The 26,781-nt window shown below is 43.2% G+C and carries 19 protein-coding genes, 20 tRNA genes, 1 riboswitch and 1 other annotated feature (1 of these 41 cut by a window edge); of the genes, 6 read left to right on the forward strand and 33 right to left on the reverse strand.

Going from position 1 to position 26,781, the window contains the following annotated elements:
• Positions 1-22 precede the first annotated feature (22 nt).
• The 5 genes from IGJ28_RS02080 to IGJ28_RS02100 all read right to left on the reverse strand — a co-directional run bounded on the left by IGJ28_RS02080 (position 23) and on the right by IGJ28_RS02100 (position 7,671).
• Positions 23-967, reverse strand: a complete 945-nt coding sequence (locus tag IGJ28_RS02080; protein WP_252712260.1) for a 3'-5' exoribonuclease YhaM family protein — start codon at positions 965-967, stop codon at positions 23-25.
• Positions 968-995: 28 nt separating this feature from the next.
• Positions 996-3,656: an ATP-binding protein gene (locus IGJ28_RS02085; RefSeq protein ID WP_252712259.1), complete on the reverse strand. Its 2,661-nt coding sequence runs from the start codon at positions 3,654-3,656 to the stop codon at positions 996-998.
• Positions 3,653-4,840, reverse strand: a complete 1,188-nt coding sequence (locus IGJ28_RS02090; RefSeq protein WP_003128421.1) for a metallophosphoesterase family protein — start codon at positions 4,838-4,840, stop codon at positions 3,653-3,655. Before IGJ28_RS02090 ends, IGJ28_RS02085 begins: the two co-directional genes overlap by 4 nt.
• Positions 4,841-5,102: 262 nt before the next feature.
• The gene (locus IGJ28_RS02095) at positions 5,103-5,444 is read right to left on the reverse strand and encodes a YlbF family regulator (protein WP_003128420.1); all 342 of its coding nucleotides are present in this window, start codon (positions 5,442-5,444) and stop codon (positions 5,103-5,105) included.
• A 70-nt stretch (positions 5,445-5,514) separates the two neighbouring features.
• A complete protein-coding gene (locus tag IGJ28_RS02100) occupies positions 5,515-7,671 on the reverse strand; it encodes a PBP1A family penicillin-binding protein (RefSeq protein WP_252712258.1) in 2,157 nt (718 codons plus the stop codon).
• A gap of 193 nt (positions 7,672-7,864) precedes the next feature.
• On the opposite strand from IGJ28_RS02100, the gene IGJ28_RS02105 reads away from it, so the two are divergent.
• On the forward strand, positions 7,865-8,716 hold the full coding sequence (locus IGJ28_RS02105) for an RluA family pseudouridine synthase (protein WP_081131440.1): 852 nt from the start codon (positions 7,865-7,867) through the stop codon (positions 8,714-8,716).
• A gap of 92 nt (positions 8,717-8,808) precedes the next feature.
• Here IGJ28_RS02105 and IGJ28_RS02110 read toward each other — a convergent pair whose 3' ends face one another.
• Entirely contained in the window at positions 8,809-9,534 is a 726-nt protein-coding gene (locus tag IGJ28_RS02110; RefSeq protein WP_252712257.1) for a pseudouridine synthase, read from the reverse strand.
• A 90-nt stretch (positions 9,535-9,624) separates the two neighbouring features.
• Entirely contained in the window at positions 9,625-11,271 is a 1,647-nt protein-coding gene (locus IGJ28_RS02115) for a putative polysaccharide biosynthesis protein (protein ID WP_003128416.1), read from the reverse strand.
• 196 nt (positions 11,272-11,467) lie between these two features.
• Here IGJ28_RS02115 and murE point away from each other — a divergent pair, with 196 nt between their 5' ends.
• Positions 11,468-12,982: a UDP-N-acetylmuramyl-tripeptide synthetase gene (gene murE, locus IGJ28_RS02120; protein ID WP_252712256.1), complete on the forward strand. Its 1,515-nt coding sequence runs from the start codon at positions 11,468-11,470 to the stop codon at positions 12,980-12,982.
• A 140-nt stretch (positions 12,983-13,122) separates the two neighbouring features.
• Here murE and IGJ28_RS02125 read toward each other — a convergent pair whose 3' ends face one another.
• Complete coding sequence (locus tag IGJ28_RS02125) at positions 13,123-13,422, reverse strand: DUF5960 family protein (protein ID WP_005472910.1); 300 nt, start codon at positions 13,420-13,422, stop codon at positions 13,123-13,125.
• 230 nt (positions 13,423-13,652) lie between these two features.
• Here IGJ28_RS02125 and IGJ28_RS02130 point away from each other — a divergent pair, with 230 nt between their 5' ends.
• Complete coding sequence (locus IGJ28_RS02130; protein ID WP_003128412.1) at positions 13,653-13,883, forward strand: hypothetical protein; 231 nt, start codon at positions 13,653-13,655, stop codon at positions 13,881-13,883.
• 355 nt (positions 13,884-14,238) lie between these two features.
• Here the strand turns inward: IGJ28_RS02130 and leuS are convergent, their stop codons facing one another.
• Together leuS and IGJ28_RS02140 are read right to left on the reverse strand one after the other, a co-directional pair.
• Complete coding sequence (gene leuS / locus IGJ28_RS02135) at positions 14,239-16,653, reverse strand: leucine--tRNA ligase (RefSeq protein ID WP_003128411.1); 2,415 nt, start codon at positions 16,651-16,653, stop codon at positions 14,239-14,241.
• A gap of 88 nt (positions 16,654-16,741) precedes the next feature.
• Positions 16,742-16,969, reverse strand: a binding site (T-box leader).
• A 43-nt stretch (positions 16,970-17,012) separates the two neighbouring features.
• Complete coding sequence (locus IGJ28_RS02140; protein ID WP_252712255.1) at positions 17,013-18,683, reverse strand: LysM peptidoglycan-binding domain-containing protein; 1,671 nt, start codon at positions 18,681-18,683, stop codon at positions 17,013-17,015.
• A 261-nt stretch (positions 18,684-18,944) separates the two neighbouring features.
• On the opposite strand from IGJ28_RS02140, the gene IGJ28_RS02145 reads away from it, so the two are divergent.
• The 3 genes from IGJ28_RS02145 to IGJ28_RS02155 are packed head-to-tail and all read left to right on the forward strand — an operon-like array spanning position 18,945 to position 21,153.
• Positions 18,945-19,595: a phosphatase PAP2 family protein gene (locus IGJ28_RS02145; protein ID WP_003128409.1), complete on the forward strand. Its 651-nt coding sequence runs from the start codon at positions 18,945-18,947 to the stop codon at positions 19,593-19,595.
• Positions 19,596-19,619: 24 nt separating this feature from the next.
• Positions 19,620-20,603, forward strand: coding sequence for a TIGR01212 family radical SAM protein (locus tag IGJ28_RS02150; RefSeq protein ID WP_252712254.1), 984 nt, complete (start codon positions 19,620-19,622; stop codon positions 20,601-20,603).
• Positions 20,578-21,153, forward strand: coding sequence for a tRNA (mnm(5)s(2)U34)-methyltransferase (locus tag IGJ28_RS02155; protein ID WP_005472914.1), 576 nt, complete (start codon positions 20,578-20,580; stop codon positions 21,151-21,153). The genes IGJ28_RS02150 and IGJ28_RS02155 overlap by 26 nt, the downstream gene beginning before the upstream one ends.
• A 24-nt stretch (positions 21,154-21,177) precedes the next feature.
• On the opposite strand, the gene IGJ28_RS02160 is transcribed toward IGJ28_RS02155, so the two are convergent.
• The 23 genes from IGJ28_RS02160 to IGJ28_RS02270 form a co-directional block, all read right to left on the reverse strand.
• The gene (locus IGJ28_RS02160) at positions 21,178-21,960 is read right to left on the reverse strand and encodes an alpha/beta hydrolase (protein ID WP_021149016.1); all 783 of its coding nucleotides are present in this window, start codon (positions 21,958-21,960) and stop codon (positions 21,178-21,180) included.
• Positions 21,960-23,441 carry an MDR family MFS transporter gene (locus IGJ28_RS02165; protein ID WP_252712304.1) on the reverse strand — a complete coding sequence of 494 codons (1,482 nt, stop codon included), beginning with the start codon at positions 23,439-23,441 and terminating at the stop codon, positions 21,960-21,962. Before IGJ28_RS02165 ends, IGJ28_RS02160 begins: the two co-directional genes overlap by 1 nt.
• Positions 23,442-23,508: 67 nt before the next feature.
• Positions 23,509-24,693, reverse strand: a complete 1,185-nt coding sequence (gene metK, locus IGJ28_RS02170; protein ID WP_003128403.1) for a methionine adenosyltransferase — start codon at positions 24,691-24,693, stop codon at positions 23,509-23,511.
• Positions 24,691-24,773: riboswitch (SMK box riboswitch) on the reverse strand. It overlaps the preceding gene by 3 nt.
• Before the next feature lie 102 nt (positions 24,774-24,875).
• Positions 24,876-24,947, reverse strand: a tRNA-Glu gene (locus IGJ28_RS02175).
• Between the two features lie 13 nt (positions 24,948-24,960).
• A tRNA-Ile gene (locus IGJ28_RS02180) sits at positions 24,961-25,034 on the reverse strand.
• Positions 25,035-25,050: 16 nt separating this feature from the next.
• Positions 25,051-25,121 (reverse strand) — tRNA-Gly (locus IGJ28_RS02185).
• A gap of 4 nt (positions 25,122-25,125) precedes the next feature.
• Positions 25,126-25,198 (reverse strand) — tRNA-Phe (locus IGJ28_RS02190).
• A gap of 4 nt (positions 25,199-25,202) precedes the next feature.
• Positions 25,203-25,275: transfer RNA gene (locus tag IGJ28_RS02195), tRNA-Asp, on the reverse strand.
• A 17-nt stretch (positions 25,276-25,292) separates the two neighbouring features.
• Positions 25,293-25,366 (reverse strand) — tRNA-Met (locus tag IGJ28_RS02200).
• Between the two features lie 84 nt (positions 25,367-25,450).
• Positions 25,451-25,540 (reverse strand) — tRNA-Ser (locus tag IGJ28_RS02205).
• Positions 25,541-25,554: 14 nt separating this feature from the next.
• Positions 25,555-25,626: transfer RNA gene (locus IGJ28_RS02210), tRNA-Glu, on the reverse strand.
• A 7-nt stretch (positions 25,627-25,633) separates the two neighbouring features.
• Positions 25,634-25,721 (reverse strand) — tRNA-Ser (locus tag IGJ28_RS02215).
• Between the two features lie 25 nt (positions 25,722-25,746).
• Positions 25,747-25,820 (reverse strand) — tRNA-Ile (locus IGJ28_RS02220).
• A gap of 16 nt (positions 25,821-25,836) precedes the next feature.
• Positions 25,837-25,907, reverse strand: a tRNA-Gly gene (locus tag IGJ28_RS02225).
• A gap of 1 nt (position 25,908) precedes the next feature.
• Positions 25,909-25,985 (reverse strand) — tRNA-Asp (locus IGJ28_RS02230).
• Positions 25,986-26,031: 46 nt separating this feature from the next.
• Positions 26,032-26,105 (reverse strand) — tRNA-Met (locus IGJ28_RS02235).
• A gap of 86 nt (positions 26,106-26,191) precedes the next feature.
• Positions 26,192-26,281, reverse strand: a tRNA-Ser gene (locus IGJ28_RS02240).
• 19 nt (positions 26,282-26,300) lie between these two features.
• Positions 26,301-26,374: transfer RNA gene (locus IGJ28_RS02245), tRNA-Ile, on the reverse strand.
• A 13-nt stretch (positions 26,375-26,387) separates the two neighbouring features.
• Positions 26,388-26,461: transfer RNA gene (locus IGJ28_RS02250), tRNA-Met, on the reverse strand.
• A gap of 24 nt (positions 26,462-26,485) precedes the next feature.
• Positions 26,486-26,558: transfer RNA gene (locus tag IGJ28_RS02255), tRNA-Ala, on the reverse strand.
• 14 nt (positions 26,559-26,572) lie between these two features.
• A tRNA-Pro gene (locus IGJ28_RS02260) sits at positions 26,573-26,646 on the reverse strand.
• 10 nt (positions 26,647-26,656) lie between these two features.
• Positions 26,657-26,730 (reverse strand) — tRNA-Arg (locus tag IGJ28_RS02265).
• An 11-nt stretch (positions 26,731-26,741) separates the two neighbouring features.
• Positions 26,742-26,781: transfer RNA gene (locus tag IGJ28_RS02270), tRNA-Leu, on the reverse strand (it continues 46 nt past the right edge of the window).

The raw sequence follows: 26,781 nt of genomic DNA on the forward strand, positions 1-26,781 counted from the left end.
CAAAAGCCAATCTTTTTTTTATTTATACATCTTTCGGCACATAAAAACTACGATTATCCATCCCAAAAATCCGCTCAGTATATTCTCCTGGTTCCGTTAAGCGAATAGATGACAACATCATTTGCATAGAAGCATCGATGTTATCGATTTGATGCAGGATCTCCGCCTCCATAATTCTTGGGCGAACTGGTGAGCCATATTCCAACAATCCATGATGAGCCAAAACCATGTGCCGCAGCACAACGATATCTTCTTGTTTATCATCAAATTTCAGAGCAATACACGCTTGGGTGATTTCTTCATCTACTAGCACTAAATGTCCAACCAGATTTCCAGCTAATGTATACTCTGTGGTCATTGGTCCCGTCAATTCAATCACTTTTCCTAAATCATGCAGGATAATTCCTGCATACAAAAGCGGTGCATTGATTTCCGGATACTCTTTGACCAAAGATTTTCCGATTCGCAACATTGTCGTTGTATGGTAAGCCAATCCACTAGCAAAGGCATGGTGATTTCGTTTAGCTGCTGGAAAATCAAAAAATTCTTTCTTGTATTTATTCAGCAAAAAACGAACGATACGATTCCAATGAGGATTGGTGATTTCAAACAATGTCTGATTAATTTCCTCTTCCATGTCTTCTTTTTTCAGAGGGGCTCTTTCCATGTACTGGCTCGGGTCATGAGGTTCTTCTGGTTTTGCCAGACGCAGATGCAAAATCTTGACTTGGGGATTTCCTTGATAAACTTCTCGCTTTCCATCTAATAAAACGACCTTACCAGCCTCGAAGCGATTGATTTCTTCCTCAGAAGCATCCCAAAACTTTCCGTCGATTGTTCCAGAAGTATCTTGAAAAGTAAACGCGATAAACTTTTTGCCATTTTTTGCGATACGAACATCCGCATTTTTAATCAGCAAAAACACTTGAAACGTCTCATCTACGGTCAATTCTCGAATTTTTTTCATGTTAACATTTGGCGCATAGCCAAATTTCTCACATCCTTTGACTAAGTTCTTGTACGGATTGCTGGTATTTATGATAATAGCTTACCATTTCTTGGTCAGAAGACAAACAAATTACTTGGTAATATTGGCCAAACTCAGCGAATAATTCCGCTAACCGTTCTTTTCGTGCACTATCATAATGCAACCAGCCATCATCGATAATGATGGGACTAAGAGGATGATTTTGTTGCAACGCAAGATAACCGAAGCGGATCGCCATGATCAGCTGATCTTTTGTTCCTGTTGATAGATCGATGATCGAGTAACTATCGCTAGCATTGCTGGCAACTAATTGCCCCTCATGCAGTGTTACTTGGTGATAGCGGTCATTGGAAAGCAATCTGAAATATATCGAAGCTTTTTCTAGTAATTGCGGCAATTGTTGCTCAGACAATTCAGTCGTCAAATCGGACAATACCGAAGCTGCTAATTGTCGACTGCTCCAAGCAAGAGCCAATTCCTCGATTTTTGCCCGCAGTTCGCTTTCTTCCTGATAGAGCTGGCTCAACGTACCGCTTTTTTGGCTGGCGGCTACTTCTAGTTCAAGCCGTTGCCTTTGCTCTGCCTTTTGTCGACTAAGCTGGTGCAGCTCTTTTTGCTTTTGTGCCACTTGCGTTTTCTTTTCCAGCAATTCTTCTTGTGTGATTGGTTCCGGGAAAATCGGATCCAGCATGACTGCTAATTCGGCTTCCCGCTTTGCCGCCCGCTGATGCGTCTCCCATTGTTTGAGCCAAAGACTGATTTCTGCTGGCTGATCAATGCCAACTTGTGAGAGAATCTCTTGAGAAGCCGCCAACAATGCAGTCCGCTCCGTCTTTTTGCGAGCAAGTTGCTGCGCCAACAACGTGCTGGGCTGCTGTAAACGCGCCAATTTAACAGCCTGCATCTCTTCATTGAATTCATGCAATAGCTGAGCCTGCTCCAGTATTGTCTTATTTTGCAGGGGCAACCAATCAGCAAAAGGTGTAAACATCGCTTGATAAGGCTGAAGCTGTTCTGTGACCTCTTGCAGTTGTTCTTTGGCTTCGCGAAGCTGATGAGCATACAACTGATAATTAGTAACATCTTCTTGGTACTGCAGCAAGAAGACCGACCATCTGTGATAAGGTTCCGTTCCAAAAAAAGGTTGCAGCGCCTGACGCCATCGTTCATTCTGCTGTTTTTGTAAATTATTGGCTTCTGTCAGATCTGCGATCTCTGAGGCAACCAGATCCGTTTGCAACAATAACTCTTGCCATTGTTTTTTGCTGTCACCTTGTTTATGAGGACGTTGTTTCATTGCCTCCCAAATTGCTAGTCCAATACCAACGGTGCCAGCCGCTATACACAACCAGCGCCATGGAGACGGTAAAAAGAATGCTGCAACACAAGCAACCAAACCACCTACTAATGGCACCATAGGAATAGCCATTTTTTGCTCTCCCATCAATCCTGGGTGCGCCTGTTCCAACCGTGATAAAGCATGTTGAAGATGATTTTCCTTCTCTTCTAACCACTCTAAGCGCTTGTTTGCTTCCTCTAACTGGTAGTCGCTTTGCTCCAGATTCATTAATTGTTCCTGGATTTGTTCTGTCTGCAGTGGTGGTGATTCTTTTGACCATTGCCGTCTATTGATCAGCTGGTTCAACGCCATTCGTGCTTGTTGTTCCTTTTCTAGCGCCTGTTCCTGCCGATCCATCAATCGGGCCATCTCAACTTGTTTCTGAAGGATCTGAGTGATCAAATGTTCGTTGTCCAGATAAAAGAAATATTTATCTGAAGCTTGCCCTTGTTCCAAACGATCAAGTTCTGCTTCTTTTTGATGAATATCTTCTGTTAAGTGCTGATAGGTCTGATAAAATCTGCTGATTTCCTGAGCGTCTTTTTCTGCTACTGCAGCTGGCTGGCTTGATAGCTGTTGCCATTCTTCATACAATGGCCAATGGCTGATCTGTTGTTGAACAGCTTGATAAGCATCGCTTTGCACTTGCTGCTGTTCTTCTAATTGCCGCAATTCTTTTTGAATCTGTGAAATCTGCTGATACTGCTGTTGCAAGCGATGTTCTTCGCTTTCTTTTTGGGCAATTTTCTCCTGTAGTTTCTCCAAACGTTTCAACGCTTGGTTCAAAGGGAGTTTTTGTCCCCGCGGTTTATAATTTTGTTGATTGATTGCTTCATAGCGAGCCACTTGTTGCAGCATCTTTTGACTCCCACTGATTCCCAAAGAAATCAGTGCTTGATGCAATTCATTTTCTTGCAGCTTGTCAATTTGGGCAAGTTGTTCTTGCTGAAAAGTAAATACATCGAAAAACAACGTCTGATTCAAGGGTTGCAGCAACTGTGCCAGCATTTCCTCGTCGCCGGTCTGCCCGTTGAAATGGACTTTGGCTCTTCCTCGATCGATTTGACGGTAACGTTCGATCATCACTTCCCCGTAAGGTTCGATAACTAGCCACAATCTGCCTCCATAAGCGGCCCCATTTTTGGGGGTATAATCCTTTTTCTTAGCTGTTCTTTTAGGAAAACCAAACAGCATAGCCGCAATAAACTGATACAATGTCGACTTGCCGATTTCATTGTTGCCAAAAAGCAATTGATTTCCTTGGGAAAATTCAATCACTTGATCATGGTAACGGCCAAACCCAGTGATCTCTGCTTTTAAGATTCTCATACTTCTTCCTCCCACTGGAAATCATTCTCCAGCAAGTGTTTCGTCTGCTGTAAGACCTCTTCTTGAAAGGCACCTTGATCAATCCCGCGATAAAGCAACGGATGACGAAGCAAATCATTCAGTCCTTCAGCAAAAATAGACGGGTCTTGATAAATAGCTAGTAATTGATCAACATAGGACGCCGGGATCGCTAATGGAATTTTGTCTGTCTCTGTTTTGTAGACTTCGATTGCATAAATTGTCTGTAATACGTCTCTTGACAGCTGCTCGTTCAAATAGGCGATCATTTCATTTTTTTCGGTTTCAGAAAACCAATCTGAAGATAACTGATCCGTATCTGTCAGCACTAATTTGATCAGTCGTGGCTGATTCGTGTTGACCTCCTTCAAAATCGTTTGCAAAATCGAACGCTGATCCTTACAAGCTGCTAATGAGACTTCTTGTTGTGCCCATGTGATTTCTGCTACGTCGACCGTCTGGATCTCGGTACCATGGGAACTCAAAGTGGCTAAAACAACGCCTGTATCTTGTTCTTTTTGCGTTTTGCCTTGTGGGGTCCCTGGATAAACGATCGCAGGCTCTTCTGAAAGGATCTTAGGAACATGAATATGACCTAGTGCCCAATAATCATAGCCTTTCTGCTTCATTTCACTCACAGAAAATGGTGCATAATGTTCCCCTGCACTATCCCCGTGGTACATACCGATATGGAAATCAACCGCTTGGCGATTAGGAAATTCCCTGATCTTGTTCTGTGTAATCCAAGGCTGCTGATAACTAAAGCCACTGATAGCATAGGTCTCACCATTTCTGGTTACGCCTTTGATCGTTTCAACCGTCTCACTGGGAAACAGCACAACATTCTCAGGAAAATCAAACCAATAACGCTGCGGATCATAGTAATCATGGTTACCAAAGATCATATAGACAGGGATCTCTGCTGACGCAAGTCGGGAAATCTCTTGAAAAAAGTCATGCTGGATCCGCAGACTTGGACGGGCTTGGTGGAAGGTATCCCCCGCCAAGAGAACAAAATCCACTTCATGCTCCAGTGCCGTATCAACCAGTTTTTTGATTATTTTTCGATTGATCAGCGGAAGCTGCTCTTTGACGTTATCCGATAACATGCGGATCCCTTCGAAAGAACGATCAATATGCAAGTCAGCACTATGTAAAAAACGCATGATACCTTTCCCCCTTTTGCTTCTATCATAACATTTCTTTGTTTTTTCGTCAGCAAAATACGAAAATTTGTTCGCCTTTTTGAACAAAAAAAATTCGAAGGGTCGAGGAAGTCCCCGATCCTTCGAATGTTGTCCGCTCAAATTAGCCTCTAACACTATCTAAAGCACTGTAAATTGGCATAGAATTGGCACAAGTCCGAGGCCTCTGTTTGAGAACCCCTCTTGGTCTCTTTTGTGCTGCGGTAAGCCAGCAAGCTAGCGCTTAGGCTTCGTATAAGTCCCGCACAGGGCCCATGATGATTCGATTCAAATCATTGGCCACCAGACTAAATGCTTGTTCTTTTTGCATCAATTCCGAAACGATTGGATCTTGCTGAATTTTTTGAGAGAGTTCTTGTGCTTGCTGTGCTTCTTCTTCTGTCATTTCTTGGCCTGCCATCATTTTTTGTTGCAAAGCTTGTTGCAAGCCTTGGAACTCCTTGAATAAGCTATACGCTTCTTGGTTTTCTTTCAAACGATCAAACGAGGCTTTTAAATCTTGAAACTGTTCGGATTCTCGTAATTCTCGTTCTAATTGATTCGCTGTGTCATAAATGTTTGCCATACTGTTCCCTCACTTTGTTTTTTTCTTATTATAACATACTGTTCGGATGCACATGCAGTAGAAGCTAACATCAATTACCATTGATCGTATTCCATAGATTACCAAAAAGCTCTTTGGTTCCTTGTTTGACGCGCTCACCAAAATCTTTTAATCCTTCTTTGGCATTTTCGGCAAACTCGTCAACTGATTTTTTCCAGTCATCGTTGTCCGTTGATTCATTTGGATCTGGCACTTCATCTGCTGCCATCAGTTTCCCACCAGTCATATAGGCATCTGCTACTTGGAACTGACTTCCTTGGCTGTAAGGCAACAGACTTTCGGCTTCCGCTTTAAATATCTTGCCGACGACTTGCCCGCTGGTTCCAGTCAAATAGTGTTCGGCACTCGTTTGTTCAAAGCCCAGCCAGGTGGAGATTACGAGATCAGGTGTATACCCAACGATCCACTGATCATTGACTTTTGATAAATCAAAGTTTGTTTCCGTTGTCCCGGTTTTTCCTGCGATCGTAAAGCCATAAGGGCTAGCGCTGACCCCAGTTCCATTAGAGAAGGTACCCAGCATCATGCTTGTCATCTTGTCTGCTGTTTCTTTGGAGATGACTTGTTTTCCTTTGACTGAAGTATTATCTACAATAACCGCGCCCGTTGAATCAACGATTTTGGTGATCAAATGCGGTTGGTAGTAATAGCCTCCGCTAGCAAAGACACCATACGCGGCAGCCATGGTCAACGGTGATTCGCCAGTTTCCAATCCGCCTAACGCCAATCCCCAATATTTGTCCGATTCTGACAATGTTAGCCCAAATTCCTGAGTCTTTTTGTATCCGCGGTCGAGACCAATTTCATGAAGTGTCCAAACAGCTGGCAGATTTAAACTTTGAGCCAATGCTTGATACATCGGCACTTCACCGGAATAGGTCCCATCGTAATTCTTTGCCTCATAATAACTTTGAGGTTTGTCTTCCAAAATACTATCTGGATTATAGCCCGCTTCGATTGCAGGTGCATAAACACTGATGGGTTTGATTGTCGAACCTGGCGAGCGTTTCATTTGGGTAGCAAAATTGAACCCGCGAAAAACATGTTCGCCTCGTCGCCCTACCAATGCTTGAACACCGCCAGTTGTCGGATCTAATGCCACCGAACCTGATTGGACCATCGTTCCATCAGACGCATTTTCTGGAAAGAGCGCATCGTTTTTATAGGCAGCTTCCATTTGTGCCTGATAGTTTTGATCCAGTGCTGTGTAGATTTTGTATCCACGATTCATCACATCATCCGCATCAAGTCCGTAAGACTCCGCTTCATCGATCACTGCATCGAAGTAATAAGGATATTTATAGCCAGATTCTGAATTGCCATAGCCATCGTACAACAGGCTAGCTATTGAAACTTGCTCTTCTTGATCGGCCACAGATTGATCCAGCATTTTGTTGTCTACCATCAGTCCTAGAACAGTATCTCGGCGGTTCGTCGCATTTTCTGGATGATCGATAGGATTATAAATTGATGGACCTTTAAGCATACCTACTAAGGTAGCTGCTTCTCCTACCGTCAAATCTGAAGCATTGACACCAAAATATTTGAGCGAAGCATCTTGAATCCCCCAGACTCCATTACCGAAATAGGAACTGTTCAAATACATTTCCAATATTTCATCTTTTGAGTATTTTTTTTCGATTTCAATCGCTAGAAACAGTTCTTTGGCTTTTCGACTAAAGGTTTGATCGAGAGAAAGATAGGCATTCTTTGCTAGCTGTTGCGTAATTGTACTCCCACCGCCACCTTCTGCACTACGATTGACTACCATCCGCAAGGCCGCCCGAGCGATCCCTTTGATATCAAACCCATGGTGATTATAAAAATTCTGGTCTTCCGTTGAGATCAGTGCGTGAACGACTGCTGGGGAAATGCTTTTTAAATCAACATAGGTGCCCTTTTGAGAATAGAGCTGCCCAGCTTCTTCTCCTTTAGCATCGTAGATCACAGTGGACTCTTTCAATCCTGATTCTAATTCACTAACTTTGGTATTCTTGGCGATATAAAACAAGTAACCGCTCATCACTAAAATACCCACTAAAGTCAGTAAAATAACTATTTTATTCACATGATATTTTTTCCAAATGCGTTTGCGCCATTGATGGAATTGCTGTAGATAAGGCTTGATCCAACGCCAGAAAGTTTGGATCGATTCTTTTATCTTGTGAAGGATTTGTTTCAAATCCATTTCTCCACGCTCCTTTTAACAAAGTGTAGCATAAATCAAACCGTTTGGAATACGGCTCTAGCAGTAAATTTCATCCACAAAAGATTGCTCGTCAATTCTATCAGCGAAACTTCTGTTTTTTGTTGTTTTTTTTATAAGAAAATCTTAAAGATGCTATAATAGCAAATAGATCACAACTTAGAAAGGGATTTTTATGGAATATACCATTACATTACCTAATGACCATCCCCGAACAACGATTCGGGAATTATTAGAACAAGAATGGCTCGTCCCTCGCAAAGTACGCCATTTACTGCGAACCCGCAAAAATGTACGCGTCAACGGTGAAACAGCCCTTTTTCATCAGGAAGTAGCAGGTGGGGATCAGCTCACGCTTCTTCTAGAAGAAGCAGATTACACGTATCAGCCAGTGATTTCTGGGAACAAAGAGAAGATTACGGTGTTGTTTGAAGATGAACATCTGATCGTTGTCAATAAGCCCGCTGGTATCAAAACCCACCCCAACCAACCAAATGAAACCGACACACTTATGAATGATCTGGCTGCATATCTTGCACCAGAGACAAGACCCTATGTCGTTCACCGATTAGATAAAGAGACCAGCGGCGTCATTTTATTTGCTAAAAACCCCTTAGTCTTGCCTATTTTGGGACGAATGCTTGAAAGTAAGCAAATTTATCGTCGCTACCAAGCAACAGTCTGGGGACAATTGGATCAAAACCAAACCATTCGCAAAAAAATCGGACGCGATCGCCACGACCGTCGCAAACGAGTCATTGACCCACGCAATGGCTTATCTGCGGTGACACACGTTGAGATTGCCGCTCGCAATGCCCAAACGACTTCGATCTATTGTGTATTAGATACAGGACGTACGCATCAGATTCGTGTCCACCTTGCTAGCATTGGACATCCTATCGTCGGAGACCCTCTTTATCAGAAAAAAACTGCAGCTCGCCTTGAGCTGCATGCCTATGAACTTTATTTGACCCATCCATTCTCACAAGAGTCACTGCAGATCAAAGCGCTGCCTGGGCTCTGGTGATGGACAGAATGTTTCTGAAGCAGCAGAAACATTGCCTCTAGTCTCATTCCACATACCGGGCACAGCCGTCAGACTTCATTCGCTGCAACAATTCAATCATCCGCTGGTTCAGCAGAAAGCTGTGCCAGCTCTTTTTCTGTCACTGAGCGATACTCTCCTAATGCCAAATCTTTCGGCAGCTGTAACCCGCCCATTCGAGTACGCTTGAGATAAGTCACTTCTTTTCCCACTGCCTGCACCATTCGTTTTACTTGGTGAAACTTCCCTTCATGCAAAATCAAGGTAATCGTGGATGTCTCGGCCTGCTCGTCTACCTTTAAAATCGTCAGCTGTGCCGGCATGAGAGTTTCCCCATCCAGTTCGATTCCTTGGAGAAATTGGTGACGATCCTCTTCGGTCATGATTCCTCGTACTTCTGCATAATACTCTTTTTCGACGTGTTTTTTGGGTGACAATAACCGATGAGCTAGCTGGCCATCATTCGTAATTAGCAGTAGTCCTTCGGTGTCTTTATCCAAACGACCGACTGGAAAAAGATCCCGGCGATAATCTTCCGCCGCAAACAAATCCAAGACCGTCTTTTCCGGATCGGTCGTTGCAGAAATCACACCAGCCGGTTTGTTCAATAAATAATAGAAATCTTTCTGGTAACGTACCAGTTCTCCTGCAAACGAAACCTGATCCTCTTGTTCAGCTACTTGGAATTTATCACTTTTGACTTGTTGACCATTGACCGCAACAACGCCTTTCTTGATTGCTTGCTTCACTTCTTTTCGTGAGCCATACCCCATATCTGCTAAGAATTTATCTAGTCGCATGTTTTCTCGCCTCTTTCTTTGCGATCTTTTTTACTGAAAAAACCGCCTGATCGATCCATGCGATCTCAGCGGCTAATCAGGTTTATTGGGTTATTTGATTCGCAATTTCTTACGCAAACGAATCATTGATGAGCCCAGTAGTTTTTCTGCTAAGCGGATTTTCAATGCCATATAAATATAGGCCCCGCCACCGACTGCTGCAACCAGTAGAGAAAGAATAAAGGCTTGGACTTTACGATCCGAACTTAAGACCAGACCAAACAATTGCCGAGCAATCAGCGCGATCACTAACATAATGAGAGTCATCAGGAAAATCAAAACCGTTCTTCTAAAGGTCAACTTGGCATTGAAGTGGCCTTTAGTCAACATTTTTCTAATATTCAGCCAGCAAGTCACACCAAGTGCCAATGTTGTAGAGACTAAAGGACCATAAACTTGGAACAGCCAGATGGCCGGATACTGCAAAATAAATTTTAGCAACAAACCAATAAAGAAGAAGATAACCGCTTCTGTGTTATGGTACATCCCTTGCAGCATGCTAGAAGTCAGCATGAACAAGCCCAGGATTAAGCCAGAGATACAAGCAGCAACGAGGACGCTTGCCCCTAATGTATCCGGTCGATAAAACAATGTATACAATGGATACGCCAATACGATCATTCCAAACGTAGCAGGCAGCATGACAAAGGAATACAACTGGAGGTTATTACTGATCAATTTAGCTAAATTCCCTTGATTCTTTTTCGCTACTGCTTCACTGATTAAAGGCAACCCTGTAGATGCCATCGACGTTGCTAAGCCGATCACGACCATTGTCAGCTTGTCTGGATTGCTGCCAAAGATTGCCATCATGTCTAAGAGCTGATCATTTGAATATTGTGTAAATCCTTTCATAATTCGAACAAAGGTATACTGATCCACTAGTTTAAAAATTGTGATCCCAGAACCAACAATAATAAAAGGAATCGCTTCTTTGATGGTGGATAAAACCAATTCTTTGGTTTGGATCTCTGTTTCTTCTTTGCTCATGTCCAGCAAAACATCCATCCGAACCCGCTGCTTCTGGAAATAATAAACCAAAACCAGAACACTTGCTAAAACGCCGATAAAGGCAGCAAACGTTGATTGAGTCACAGCAGCTGTATAGTCGCCTTCTACCACCCGCATGATAATAAACGTTGCCAACAGCATATAGAAGACTCGCGCGATCTGTTCAACGATCTGAGAAATCGCGAATGGTTTCATGTCTTGATTTCCTTGGAAATATCCTCGCATCACACTCATACATGGAAAGACCAAAAGTGCCACGCTTAAGGAGCGCATCGTTGGAATCAATTCTTCTCCGCCACCAGATGCGGTTGCCAGCCAAGGAGCGGCTATGTACATGATACCAGCAGTTACTACCCCAAATCCTGCCATCAACTGTAAAGCTCTCAGGAACAAGCGCTGACTTGTACGATACTCTTCTCTTGAGTTGTAGTAGGAAATCTGTTTCGCAATCGCTGCTGGAATTCCTGCAGTAGAAATCATCAAAAACAAAGCATAGACATTGTAACCCATTCCAAACAATGCATTTGCTTTATCTCCGTTGGCTCCCATCCAGTAGTACCACGGCAAAATATAGATCGCACCGAGCAACCGAGAACCAATGTTTCCCAGTGTCATCCAAGCCGATCCTTGAGCCATTTTTTCTTGTGTCGTTAATTGTTTTGACGCAGATTGCGTATGATTATCCATGGCAGTTCTCTCCAACTTTCTACAAACATATCCCCTTCATTTTAATTCGAAAAAGGACTTCGAGCAATCTATTTTTGCAACATATTAAAGTTTCTTCACATTATTGAAGAAGAACAACCAATCGCATGCTGTCTTCCATTCGATTTGCCTGAATATGCTATAATAAACTAAACTTTTTGAAACGAGGAGAACCAAGATGTCACTACTTACCATTACCCCCCATCAGATCCGCGGGTTGTTGATCGAAGCAAATCTATTAAAAGAGTTTATCGGCCAAGAATGGCATTATACCGTTCCACAAGAAATGAACGACTTGATCTTTACCTCACTAAGTTATGATTCGCGTCAGACAGACGCAAATACGCTATTCTTCTGTAAAGGTGCCGCGTTCAAAGAAAGCTATTTGGAAAGTGCCGTTGCTCAGGGCCTTCAATGTTATGTTTCGGAACACCCTTATGAAAATTGTTCCGCCTATGGCATCATCGTTACAGATATCCGAGCAGCCATGGCTTGTATTGCCCAGGCTTTTTACAACAATCCGCAAGATCAGCTGTTTAAAATTGGAATCACAGGAACAAAAGGCAAAACGAGCTGTGCTTATTTTGTGCGGGAGATTTTAGCCAAAACAACCAATCAGAAAGTAGCTTTTTTCTCCTCTGAAGAAAATACTGTTGACGGAAAGAACTATCAGGAAGCAGTTTTGACGACTCCAGAAACGTTAGACTTGTATGCTATGATGGCCGAAGCAGTCGCTAATGGTATGACACATCTAGTAATGGAAGTCTCTTCCCAAGCTTATAAAACCAAACGTGTCTCTGGGATCACTTATGAAATTGGAATCTTTCTAAATATTTCGCCCGATCATATCGGTCCAGTAGAACATCCGGACTTTGATGATTATCTTTTCTGCAAACGCGAGTTGATCCACAATAGTAAACAAATGATCATTAACCGACAAAGCGATTATTTTGAACTATTAAAAGAAACTTGTGCTGCTCATCAAGTACCATTGATCACCTATGGCCAATGCGATGGAGATTATCAAGTATTACCAGCGGAATCGGGCGATCCTAAATCATTCCGCATCCATTCTGAAAAAGATATTCTTCTTGTGAATGGCGACTATCAGTTGGCTTTGCTAGGAGAATTCAATCACGACAATGCTACTGCTGCAATCGTTGCTGCTTGTCTTGCGGGAGCTACCCAAGAAGAAGCACAATCTGTCTTGCCCAATGTAACGATTCCAGGACGAATGATCGTTCTGGAAAAACAAAATGGCGCATTGATCATCGTTGATTATGCCCACAACTACTTAAGCTTTAAGTCACTGAGTGAGCTAGCCCATACATTGCGGCCAAAAGGACGGCTGATTTTTGTGACCGGCAGTGCCGGCGGCAAAGCAGAATCACGACGTCCTGACATGGGTCGAGCGCTTTCTGAGTATGCAGATAAAGTCTATTTAACTTCTGATGACCCTAACTTTGAGGATCCTCGTGCTATCGCTGCCGAGATAGCCGCTGCGATCACTGCACCTACTGTCATTATTGAAGAACAGATGGACCGCAGCCTTGCGGTCCGATCAGCGGTTGCTGAAGCCGCTAGTCAAGATATCGTGATTCTAGCTGGTAAAGGCGCTGAGCAATATTTGAAAGTCAATGGTCAAAAAGAACCTTATGAAGGTGATTTGCAGATCGCTCAGCGTTTGCTTTGATTTTTTCATTGCCTCACCTATCCGTTAACAACAAACACCCAAAGAATGACAGCATCAAGCGGGTCATCCTTTGGGTGTTTATTTTTGTGTCTATGCAAATGCCTCTTAAAAAGTTCTTGATTTAAATACCTTGCTGAAAATTATGGTTGTTCATCCTCATAGGTTTCATAGACATAAGGAGCACCATCATAGCGAAATTCTGTCGAGATTGCTGCGTCCAAATCTTCGGTATACATGAATTTGCTGAAAGGAAACAGAAAGACTTCGCCGTCTTTCGTTTTTTCCGCTTCCACTCGGTAAATTAGCTGGTCCGCAGTCAATTGCTGATTCAGCTGTTCCAGCACGTCATCGATCACTTCTTCTTCTTGGTAACCTGCTTTTGCTACTCGTTGATAATCATTGAAAAAAGCCTCTTGACCTTCAAAAGATTGATAGTCCATTTTTATTCCTTCTTTCTGCACTTTCATTTGCGTTAATTCTATTATACGAGACCCCTCTTAGTTCAGCGAATGATTTGATTGCCGTTTCACTTAGAAAGAGTCAGCTGACTAGAAAAATATGTCAAATTCATTTCAAGTGTATTACGAATCAATGATTTGACAAAATCGCATTGAAGACTTTTTCATTTTTTGTATAATGGGACATAGAGAATATTAAAGGGGCAGACGCAATGAACAGCACAAAGAAAAAAATCTTCTTTGGAACAGGGGCAACAGTAGGTTTTCTAGCAATGATCGCATTGGTCGGACAATTTTTAGTAGCAAACCACTTGATCGGCACAAATGATACTTCCACAGAAATCTTCACTCGCGCAACATATCCAAATGGCTTTCTATTGGTGATCTTCATTCCATTAGTGGCTACAGCTGTATTGTTTTACGGCATTATTCGCAAAAAATAGTATGCAGCGGCAGTTGATGTTTGCATCAGCTGAACCGCTGCTTTTTTGTACAAAAAAAGCGGGGACAGAAGTGTTAAACTCCGAGAAATAAGGAGGAATACACAGAAATTGCTTTTCAAATTTTTGGGTATTTCGACTTATTTCTCGGAGTTGCATCTGCTTCGACCGTTTAGACATGTTTAGAGGGACTGTGCCATAAGTCATCATCCAACAAGTTAAACCGAATAATAGTCTATTGCTAGGATAGATTCCTCTGACTTTTGCGACGAGGAGTCCCTGCACCGCAGGAGCAATAATAGTTAATGTTCGGATAGTTTTACTTGTAGGAGACTTATGGCACAGTCCCTCTTTTCAATTAATTAGCGACGATATTGACCAATTTATTTGGTACAACGATGATTTTGCGAATCGTTTTTCCATTCAATTGTTCTTTTACCAGTTCATTTGATTGAGCTAACTGTTCGAGCGTCGCTTTGTCTGCATCCGCAGGAACTTTGGCTTTTGCCCGAACTTTGCCGTTCACTTGGAATACCACTTCGATTTCATCTTCGACTAGCGCACTTTCATCATAAGTTGGCCATGGCACATAAGAGATGCCCTCTTTATTTCCGAGAATTGCCCATAGTTCTTCACCGATATGAGGGGCAATCGGTGCCAACAATTGGACAAATCCAGCAACATATTCATATGGTAGTGCATCGGACTTATATGCTTCGTTCACAAAGACCATCAGCTGTGAAATAGCCGTGTTGAAATGAAGCTGTTCAAAATCTTCGGTAACTTTTTTAACTGTTTGGTTGTAAACTTTACTTAGTTTGCCATCATTGAATGTAGTAATTCGATCACGCATTTTGCCATTTTCATCCACGATCAAACGCCAAACGCGGTCTAGGAATTTACGGCTGCCTTCCAAGCCGTTTTCATTCCAAGCGATCGATGCATCTAATGGACCCATGAACATTTCATACATGCGCAGTGTATCTGCTCCGTATTGTTCGATGACATCATCCGGATTTACGACGTTTCCGCGAGACTTCGACATTTTTTCATTGTTTTCCCCAAGGATCATCCCTTGATTGAATAATTTCTGGAATGGTTCTTTTGTCGGTACGACACCAAGATCATAAAGGAACTTATGCCAGAAACGAGCATAAAGTAAATGAAGCACCGCATGTTCTGCCCCACCGATATAGATATCTACTGGTAACCAGCGTTTCAATTTGTCAAAATCGGCTAAGCGATTTTTATTGTGAGGGTCGATAAACCGCAAGAAATACCAAGAACTCCCTGCCCATTGCGGCATCGTATTCGTTTCACGACGTCCCTTCATGCCTGTTTCTGGATCAACGACATTGACCCACTCGCTGACATTCGCCAATGGCGATTCACCTGTACCACTTGGCTTGATATTATCGGTTTTTGGCAAGCGTAGTGGCAATTGATCTTCCGGAAGAGTGGTTGTAGTACCGTCTTCCCAATGAATGATCGGGATAGGCTCACCCCAGTAACGCTGCCGAGAAAACAGCCAGTCTCGCAGACGGTAGCTGATTTCTTTTTTACCGACTCCTTGTTCTTCTAACCAGTGGTTCATTTTTTCAATTGCAGCTTCTTTATCTAGACCATCCAGAAACTCTGAATTGATATGAGGACCGTCTTCAGTATAAGCAGCTTCTTCAACGTCTCCCCCAGCCAGAACAGGAATGATTTCTAACCCAAAAGCTTTTGCAAATTCATGGTCACGTTCGTCATGAGCTGGCACAGCCATGATCGCACCAGTACCATATGAAGCCAACACATAGTCAGCAATCCAAATTGGCACTTCTTTCCCATTCGCTGGATTGACCGCATAGGCCCCTGTGAAGACACCCGTCTTTTCTTTAGACAAATCGGTCCGATTCAAATCGGACTTCTTCGCTGTTTCTGCTACATATGCCTCAACTGCTGCTTTTTGCTCCGGTGTAGTGATGGCTTGTACCAACTCATGTTCAGGAGCCAAAACCGTATAAGTGGCACCGAACAATGTATCTGGTCGTGTCGTAAAGACGGTGAATGCTGCATCGCTACCCGCTACTTTGAAGGTGACATTGGCACCCACAGAACGACCGATCCAATTCCGCTGCATTTCTTTGATGCTCTCAGGCCAATCAACTTCTTCTAGATCATCTAGCAAGCGATCCGCATAAGCCGTGATCTTCAACATCCACTGACGCATAGGTTTGCGAATAACATCGTAGCCGCCGCGTTCACTTTTGCCATCGATCACTTCTTCATTGGCGATAACCGTTCCTAACTCTGGAACCCAATTGACAGGAACCTCGGCTTCATAAGCCAATCCTTTTTCATAAAGTTTGGTAAAAATCCATTGCGTCCATTTATAGTACTCAGGATCTGTCGTGTTGATCTCACGATTCCAATCGTAACTAAACCCCAGTGAATTGATTTGACGACGGAATGTTTCAATATTTTTTTTCGTAAACTCGGCCGGATCATTCCCGGTATCCAATGCATATTGTTCAGCAGGCAACCCAAAAGCATCCCAACCCATGGGATGAAGAACGTTGAATCCTTGGCTGCGCTTGAAGCGGCTTAGAATATCCGTCGCTGTATATCCTTCTGGATGCCCTACGTGCAATCCTTGTCCAGAAGGGTATGGGAACATGTCTAACGCATAAAACTTTGGTTTATCCGGTTGATCGTGGGTATTGAACTCATTTTTCTTAGCCCAATATTTTTGCCATTTTTTTTCAATTTCTTTGTGATTGTAGTTCACTATGGACGCCTCCTAAAAATTGGTGCTCTGACTTGATCAAAAATCAGCAGAACTTAAAAAAAAGTCCTATAAAAATCACTATTGATTTTTATAGGACGTTATAAACGTGGTACCACCTAATTTTATCTGTTATGAAACAGACCTCGATGTGTTAACGACCATCGCCGTATCTGCCTACTTTGAGCGGTTCTGAGAAACACTCATTTCAGTCAAATATCACTTGAAGGCGAGTTCGAAAGGTCTTCTGTGCATTTCCACCAGCCATGCACTCTCTTGATTCCAACACGTTTCTACTATTCCTTCTCAAATGTGAAAGATTCTTTGCACTTATCCTATCAAAAAAACAGCGGAATAGCAATCTATTTTACGCGAACGCTTTGTCCAGGATAAACAAAGTTGTCTTTAATGTTATTCCATTGAATGAATTGATCTCTGGAAATCCCAAATTTATCCGCAATTCCCCAGACAGAATCGCCAGATACTACGGTATAGTTGCTCGTACTTGCCGTCTGATTCGCAGCCGTTGCCGTACCGCTGACCCGTACGCTTTGACCAGGATAGACGTAATCATTTTTGATATTGTTCCAACTGCGGAATTGGTCCATCGTGATACCAAATTTATTAGCAATCGACCAAACCGAGTCCCCAGACGCCACTGTATACTTTTGACTGCCAGCTGATGAAGAAATGCTCGTAGAAGCTGTGGTCGGGCTACTTGTCTGTTTATTTCCAGAATTTTTTACGACTAAGCGTTGACCAGGATAAATAAAGTCATTTTTGATATTGTTCCAGCTGCGCAATTGATCCATCGTGATGCCATGCTTATTCGCCACACTCCAAACCGAGTCCCCTGAAGCAACGGTATAACTACCAGCATTGGTTACAGAACTTGTTGCTGTAGTCTTGTTGGCCTGACTTTTTGACCCAGTACCATTTTTTACGACTAAGCGTTGACCAGAATAAATAAAGTCATTTTTGATATTGTTCCAGTTGCGTAATTGGTCCATCGTGATGCCATGCTTGTTCGCCACACTCCAAACCGAGTCCCCTGAAGCAACAGTATAACTACCAGCACTTGCTGTCGTGGTAGATATGGTCCCTGTATTCGTCGTTTGTTTGGCAGTACCACCATTGATCGTCAGTTTTTGTCCTGGGTAGATAAAATTATTGCGAATATTGTTCCAGCTACATAGCTGATCCATTGTGATGCCGAATTTATTAGCGATTCCCCAGACAGAATCCCCTGACGCAACTGTATAGCCTTGACTACCAGAAGAAACTGACGATGTCGCTGCTGGCTTGCTGACAGGATTTGTAGCGGTATTAGGCGTACTGACCGTTGCTCCACCACCGGCATTGCCTGAAGCTGGTGTATCATATTTAGTCAAGCCATACTGCTGGATCACCGTATTCAATGAAGAAGCATAGTTGGGAGCTGTTGCGTAACGCCCCGTCAACCATTGGGTTGCATCACGGTAAGAAGACGTATTGCTCTTCCAAGCACCTGCATAATAATAATTACCGTTTCCTAGCGAAACATTTCTTAATGTTCGTGCGTTGTCTTCAAAAGATTCTTTGTAAGAAGGGTATTTTTTGAAGGGTTCTTTCATAGTCAACCATTGATTGTTTAAATACTCTGCTGTGTTCATATAGACTGTCTGACCATTATGACTGCCCTTGATTCCAAAAAGATTATGGTTAGGTGATTGGGACAGGGCACTTCTTCCCCAGCCGCTTTCAAGAATGGCTTGTGCGATCATCACTGAAGCATAAAGATCATTTGCTTGGGCAACAGGCTGTGCATAAGTTGCGATTTCTGTAATGAATGCTGCTGTATTAGGTGCAGCAAAGTTACTTCTCACCACAGTATTTTCTACGGCATCCGCTTGAACTGGAGTCAGCAAAGGCGCTACTACTGAGCAAGCGGTTATGGTTGTCCCTACAACAGCGGCACTTTTTCTCATCGTTTGATAAAATTCACTGGACTGTCCTTCTCTGCGACGCTCTTTGCGCGATAAACTCATGTTCATGAACGTTCCTCCGTCTTCTATTTTTTTCCTACGTTTAGTATACAATTTCTTAAGATTTTATAAAAGTTATTTCCTTCTTTTCGCCAAACTGTAAACTCTTTGTAATCTAACGTACATTATTCGAAAGAAGAAGTAAGCGACAATTTCTTGTTATACAATATTGTCCCTCAAGAAACACCCCTGCACCACTGTCTTTTGTCCCTCCAAGATAAATGGTATAATAGACTCACTATGTTTGCCTGTAGAAATGAGGATTTTTTTATGAACAAAAAACTGTATTATCAATTCGCCGGCAGCTGTTTTTTGCTGCTTTTTGCCTTTTTAGGCTATGTTGTCAAATTCTATCCAACTTGGCTGAATCCTTTCGATGAAAGTAGCACTCGTTTGATCCGTAGCGGTTATCCTTTTTTGACTGACTTTTTCCTATGGGTGACCAAGTTTGCTAATCCAGTAACGATTGGACTGCTTTTCATTGTTGTATTGGTCGTGTTGCTTATCAATCGCTTCTATTCCGAAGCACTGTGGCTCAGTTTCGGTACGATTGGCATCTCAGCGGTCTTCAATCCGTTGATTAAATTATTCTTTATGCGAGAAAGACCAACACTGGAACATTTAGTGTTGGAGACAAGCTCTAGTTTTCCTAGCGGACACTCCACTGGCAGCATGGTATTTTATGGAACCTTACTTTTGCTGATTCCTGTCTTTTTCCAGTCACAAGCGTTACGCTGGGGTATGAGAATCTTGCTTGGCTTACTGATTTTTCTGATCGGTATCAGTCGGATCTATCTAGGTGTTCACTTTCCTAGCGACGTACTCGGCGGATTTTGTGTGGGACTCTCTTGGCTGTTACTGACCTATCCGTACTATTTAGAAAAGCGTTTTGTCTGGCGTTTCCAACAAAAACAATCTTAGAAAAAAGAAAAGAAGGTAAAATCCATGAATTCATTCCCCTATGCCGAAAATCAGCATAAACGTTACCATTCTTGGAATTATGCATTGCGTCAGGAATTTGGTGAAAAAATCTTTAAAGTACCGATCGATGCTGGCTTCGACTGTCCCAATCGAGATGGTACTGTTGCAAAAGGTGGTTGTACCTTTTGCAGCGTGTCTGGTTCAGGCGACATGATCGTTGCACCTGAAGCCCCGCTGCCCGTTCAATTTCATAAAGAAATCGATATGATGCACAAAAAATGGCCTCATGTCGATAAGTACATCGTTTATTTCCAAAATTTCACCAATACCCATGCCCCAGCTGCAGTCATTCGAGAGCGATTTGAACAAGTTTTGACCATGCCAGGTGTCGTTGGTGTTTCTATCGGTACACGTCCTGACTGTCTTCCAGACGATGTGGTAGACTATCTAGCTGAATTGAACCAACGCTTTTATTTGTGGGTGGAGTTAGGGTTACAAACAACCTTTGAAACCACCAGCAACGCAATCAACCGTGCGCATGATTATCAAACATATCTTGATGGTGTCGCTAAATTGAGAAAACATGGCATTCAGGTTTGTACCCATTTGATCAATGGACTCCCTGGTGAAACATTAGAAATGATGCGGGAAAATGTGCGGAAAACAATCTTGGACTCAGATATTCAAGGGATCAAACTCCATCTCTTGCATTTGATGCGAAATACCCGCATGCTCCGGGACTATCATGAAGGCAAGCTGCAATTGATGCAAAGAGAGACTTATGTCTCTTTGATTTGCGACCAACTAGAAATGATTCCTGCGGAGATCATCATTCATCGTCTGACAGGTGACGCTCCTTGGGATGCTTTGATTGGACCTATGTGGAGTCTCAAAAAATGGGAAGTCTTGAATGAGATCGATAAAGAAATGCTGCACCGCGACTCCTATCAAGGAAAATTTGATGTTAGAAAAGAGGCTATCTATGCTACAAACAGCCATGCGTTATAGCCACACCCTTTTACAAGAAGTCGTCAAACCCGGACAGACCGTAGTTGATGCCACCATGGGAAATGGCCATGATACCGAGCTGTTGGCAACACTAGTCGGACCTGAAGGCAAAGTCTATGCCTTTGATATTCAGGAACAAGCAGTGACAACAACAAAAGAACGCTTGTTAGCAAAAGGACTCCTGCCGCAAGTTGAACTGATCCACCAAGGACATGAAACAGTAGCGGATTACGTCCCTGATGCCGTTCATGCAGCTATTTTCAATCTAGGTTACTTACCAAAGAGCGATAAAAAAATCATTACTTTACCTGAGACGACCGAACAGGCACTGCAAGCATTGATCCAACGTATTGTTCCTTGCGGTCGGATCATCCTTGTATGCTATTATGGCCACGAAGGCGGACCTGAAGAGTTAGAAGCTGTTCATCGCTTTTGTCGTCAATTACCACAAGCGCAATTTAACGTGCTGTCCTATCAATTCATCAATCAGCGCAACCAACCACCAGTCCTGTTTTGTATCGAACGAAAAAAAACATCAGAGAACCGTTGACTATTCTTCGGTCTCTGATGTTTTTTATTTTCCTTCAACGAGCCAGTTTAATACCCGTTGGATCCACTGATCCCAAAATTGCCAATCGTGATCTCCGGAACCAGACTCAAATGTCACTGCCAAGTCACGTTCCTGCATTTTTGCAACTGCATATTCACTTGCAGGAAACAGTTGGTCTTCTGTTCCACAACTAATATAAAAGCGCGGTGCCTTTTGCGGATCAATCGTATCGATCAAATGGATCAAATCATTCTCTGAACCTTGAAACTGATCCAATGGGCCAAAAATCCCTTCCCAGTAAGAAGTATTTCGAATCTTTAAAAGAGAATCCATGCTTTCAGCAATCGCTAAAGCCCCGGACAAAGAGGCAACGGCAGCAAAACTCTCTGGTTTACGCAAACCCAACTTAACAGCACCATAGCCCCCCATAGATAGACCAGCAGCAAATGTCTTCTCCCGATCACTGCTCAATTGAGGAAACAGCTCTCGGCAGATTTGCGGTAACTCTTCTGCAACAAAGGTCCAGTACTTCATATCATAAGTTGTATCTGTATACCAAGCCAAATCAGTCGAAGGCATGATCACTGCCATTTGATAGTCGCTCACATAGCGCTCGATCGAAGTTCGTCTTTCCCAGACACTATGATTACCACCCATTCCATGTAATAGATATAGAACTGGTAATTCTTTTTGATCATTTTTTGTAGTTGTACCTACCTTTTTGATGGTAGTTTGGGGGAGAATCACGTTTACCATTACTTCCATTTCAAGAACATTTGAATAGATATTTGCTTGTATAAAAGCCATCAAATCACCTGCGATTCTTTTTTTATCATTGTACCAGATTCTCGCCGAATTGTACGGGCAAACACCAAAGCAAGCACAATCAGCAACAATCCTAATCCATATACCCAATGTAATCCATCGTACAAAATTCCTCGTAATTGAAGCAGAATGTCTGTTGAAAGTTTCTTAGCAGCAGTTGGGTCCACTAAGCGATTCATGATTTCCTGATCTTGAATACCTGCTTCTTTCAATCCAAAATTATTGCTGATATTCAAGACGATCCCGAAAACAGAAACCATGATTGTCTGACCAATTGTTCTTAATAGCGTATTGAAGGAGGTCGCTACCCCAATTTGTGAATGAGGAACACTCGTTTGAGCAGTCACGGTACAAACGACCATCGTTGCTCCCAATCCGATTCCGGTAATTGAAGAGATTCCTAAAAACCAGAGAAAAGACGTTTTCATTGGGGTGATAAAAAGCCAGATTGCGCCAACAAGCGTAATTAATAGACTAGCCGTTAGGACCCATGAAACCGACCGCTTCAGCAACCAGCGGCTGGCTAGAAATGAGCCGACCATCCATAAAATCGATAACGGTGCTAGTACAAGACCACCGATACCTGCACTCATTCCTAAGACTCCTTGCATCCACATTGGGATATACACATCGATACCCATCAAAAAACCGCTAGCTAGTGCTGCGACAATATTTACTACCACAAAAGTTCTAGAATGGAATAACGCTAAATCAATTAATGGATCTGCTGCTTTTTTCTCTACTCGATAAAACAGCAGGAATGTTACAATAGCCAAAATCAGTAAGCTTACCACAGCAACACTTAACCCCTGATCGCCTAGTAACTGAAACCCTAAAAGCAGAGAAACTAATGTGACCATCATCAAAAAACTACCAAGTAAATCCATTTTCCCAGATTTCTTCGTCTTTTTGTTTTCATGAAAATAAAACCAAATCATGCCAAGAAGAAACACACCAATCGGCACATTAATAAAAAAGATCCAGTGCCAACCGACTGTATCAACAATCACACCACCAGCTAATGGACCGACGACACTAGCAATCCCCCAAGCAGTACTGTTCAAACCCAAGACTTTCGCTCTCTTTTCTACAGGGTACAAGTCGGCGATGATCGTCAATGCAACAGGCATCATCGCACCAGCCCCGATTCCTTGAACAGCTCTCGAAAGGATGAGTGTCAGCATGCTGTTTGACAAGCCACAGAGTGCGGAACCAATCATAAAGAGCAGTGTCCCAAATAAAAAAATCGGTTTACGACCAATGGTATCGGCAAGTTTACCGTAAATGGGTGTCAACATAGCACTAGTCAATAAGTAAATCGAAAAAACCCAATTCATGATCTCGATCCCGTGTAAAGAACCAACGATCGTCGGCATAGCAGTCGTAATGATCGTCCCTTCGATAGCCGTCATAAATGTTGCAACAAAAACAGCAATCGTCACACGTGTCACATTCGTTTTCATCATTCTCCCCCTCTTCTAAGTCAAAAAAAAGAACCTCTATTGATTTACATCAACAGAGGTCGCCTCTTTATTCCTTCACACTTGCCAATAAAGCATCCACTTTATCTGTTTGTTCCCATGGCAAGTCGATATCTGTACGACCAAAATGTCCATATGCCGCTGTCTGACGATAAATCGGACGACGTAGATTCAACATTTCTATAATTCCAGCTGGCCGCAGATCAAAATTCTCTCTTACAGCTTGGATCAATTTCTCTTGACTGACTTTTCCGGTTCCAAACGTATCAATTCGAATCGATACAGGTTGTGCTACACCAATCGCATAAGCTAGCTGAACCTCTACCTTTCGGGCAAGTTTCGCTGCAACGATATTTTTAGCAATATAGCGTGCAGCATAACTAGCAGAACGGTCAACTTTTGTTGCATCTTTCCCAGAAAATGCGCCACCGCCATGTCTTGCATATCCACCATAAGTATCTACAATGATTTTTCTACCAGTCAATCCGGCATCCCCTTGAGGCCCACCGATGACAAATCGTCCTGTCGGATTGATATAATATTTTGTTTCATCGTCTAAAAGAGAAGCTGGTATCACTTCTTTAATCACTTTTTCAATAACGTCATGACGAATCGTTTCATTGTCTACTGCATCATCATGCTGTGTGCTGATAACAACTGTATCCACTCGACGAGGCTGATCTTGATCATCATACTCGACAGTTACTTGGGATTTTGCGTCAGGACGCAAATAGGTCAATTCATTCGTTTTACGCAGTTCTGCTAATCGCCGAACAAGACGGTGACTCAATGCAATTGGTAATGGCATCAATTCTGGTGTTTCATCAACAGCAAAACCAAACATCAATCCTTGATCTCCGGCACCGATTTCTTCTTCATTCGCTTCATCGCGTACTTCTAATGCATTGTCAACGCCTTGAGCAATATCAGGTGATTGTTCATCAATGGCTACCAATACCGCCACAGTGTCACCGTCAAAGCCGAATTTTGCCCGTGTATAACCGATTCCTTTGATGGTTTCGCGAACAATTTTTTGAATATCTACATAGGCACTTGTCGAGATTTCGCCAAAAACCAATACTAATCCGGTCGTCACCGAGGTTTCGCAGGCAACCCGTGCCATTGGATCTTCAGCAAGCAGCGCATCTAAAATAGCATCACTGATTTGATCAGCCACTTTATCTGGATGTCCTTCAGATACAGATTCTGAAGTAAATAAATGTTTCTCTGTCATTTTTTGTATTCCCCCTAAATTTCGATTCGGTTACAAGGCATCTTCGCAGCTGCGAATCCTTTCGGGAACTTGCAACGGACTGATTATAACAAATTTTGACCTACTGTGCCTAATTTATGGAAAAACTTTTAAAATTGCCTTTTTTAAAACATAAAAAAAAAGCATTCCAAAGGATGCTTTCATGATCCGTACGGGATTCGAACCCGTGTTACCGCCGTGAAAGGGCGGTGTCTTAACCACTTGACCAACGGACCAAGTAAAATTCAATGGGCCTAAATGGACTCGAACCATCGACCTCACGCTTATCAGGCGTGCGCTCTAACCAGCTGAGCTATAGGCCCAAAATAAAAAAACTAAAGCGGGTGACGAGAATCGAACTCGCGACAACAGCTTGGAAGGCTGTGGTTTTACCACTAAACTACACCCGCAAGATGGCGCGGGACAGAATCGAACTGCCGACACATGGAGCTTCAATCCATTGCTCTACCAACTGAGCTACCGAGCCATAACGGTTCCGACGGGAATCGAACCCGCGATCTCCTGCGTGACAGGCAGGCATGTTAACCCCTACACCACGGAACCATATTTAGTTTTTTTGATTGCGGGAGCAGGATTTGAACCTACGACCTTCGGGTTATGAGCCCGACGAGCTACCAGACTGCTCCATCCCGCGATAATAAATTACTAATTACAATAGCTGCTTTAAGTAATTAAAAGCTGGACTCATTGATCTACAATCCGATCAAGAGTTCAGTAAAGGAGGATAAGGGATTCGAACCCTTGCACGGTTTTACCCGCCTGACGGTTTTCAAGACCGTTCCCTTCAGCCGGACTTGGGTAATCCTCCAAAAAGTGTTGCAATGATCCGTACGGGACTCGAACCCGTGTTACCGCCGTGAAAGGGCGGTGTCTTAACCACTTGACCAACGGACCGCTAAAACGGAGAAGGAGGGATTTGAACCCTCGCGCCGGTTTCCCGACCTACACCCTTAGCAGGGGCGCCTCTTCAGCCACTTGAGTACTTCCCCAAATGTAACAAAATATATAGTTCAATGGGCCTAAATGGACTCGAACCATCGACCTCACGCTTATCAGGCGTGCGCTCTAACCAGCTGAGCTATAGGCCCAAAAAATAAAAACTAAAGCGGGTGACGAGAATCGAACTCGCGACAACAGCTTGGAAGGCTGTGGTTTTACCACTAAACTACACCCGCATGGCGGTCTGGACGGGACTCGAACCCGCGACCTCCTGCGTGACAGGCAGGCATTCTAACCAACTGAACTACCAAACCATATTTTAGTTTTTATTTGACGCTTCTATTGTATTAACAGAAGCAATTGCGGGAGCAGGATTTGAACCTACGACCTTCGGGTTATGAGCCCGACGAGCTACCAGACTGCTCCATCCCGCGATAATAAATTACTAATTAAGCAATAGCTGCTTTAAGTAATTAAAAGCTGTACTCATTGATCTACAATCCGATCAAGAATCCAGTAAAGGAGGATAAGGGATTCGAACCCTTGCACGGTTTTACCCGCCTGACGGTTTTCAAGACCGTTCCCTTCAGCCGGACTTGGGTAATCCTCCAACATATACAATGCCACAATGGACCTTGTAGGACTCGAACCTACGACCGGACGGTTATGAGCCGTCTGCTCTAACCAACTGAGCTAAAGGTCCAGGCTCTTAATAATCGCGGCGGAGGGGATCGAACCCCCGACCTCCCGGGTATGAACCGGACGCTCTAGCCAGCTGAGCTACACCGCGAAAAAATCATTTATTCAAATGATATGGAGCCTAGCGGGATCGAACCGCTGACCTCCTGCGTGCAAAGCAGGCGCTCTCCCAGCTGAGCTAAGGCCCCTTTTGAAAATATAATCGGGAAGACAGGATTCGAACCTGCGACCCCTTGGTCCCAAACCAAGTGCTCTACCAAGCTGAGCTACTTCCCGTTGCTAAAAACGCGCCCAAGAGGAGTCGAACCCCTAACCTTTTGATCCGTAGTCAAACACTCTATCCAATTGAGCTATGGGCGCATATTAAGAAATGCCGAGGACCGGAATCGAACCGGTACGGTGATCACTCAC

The organism is Enterococcus sp. AZ091, assembly GCF_051714805.1.
GTDB classification, from domain to species: domain Bacteria; phylum Bacillota; class Bacilli; order Lactobacillales; family Enterococcaceae; genus Enterococcus_D; species Enterococcus_D gallinarum.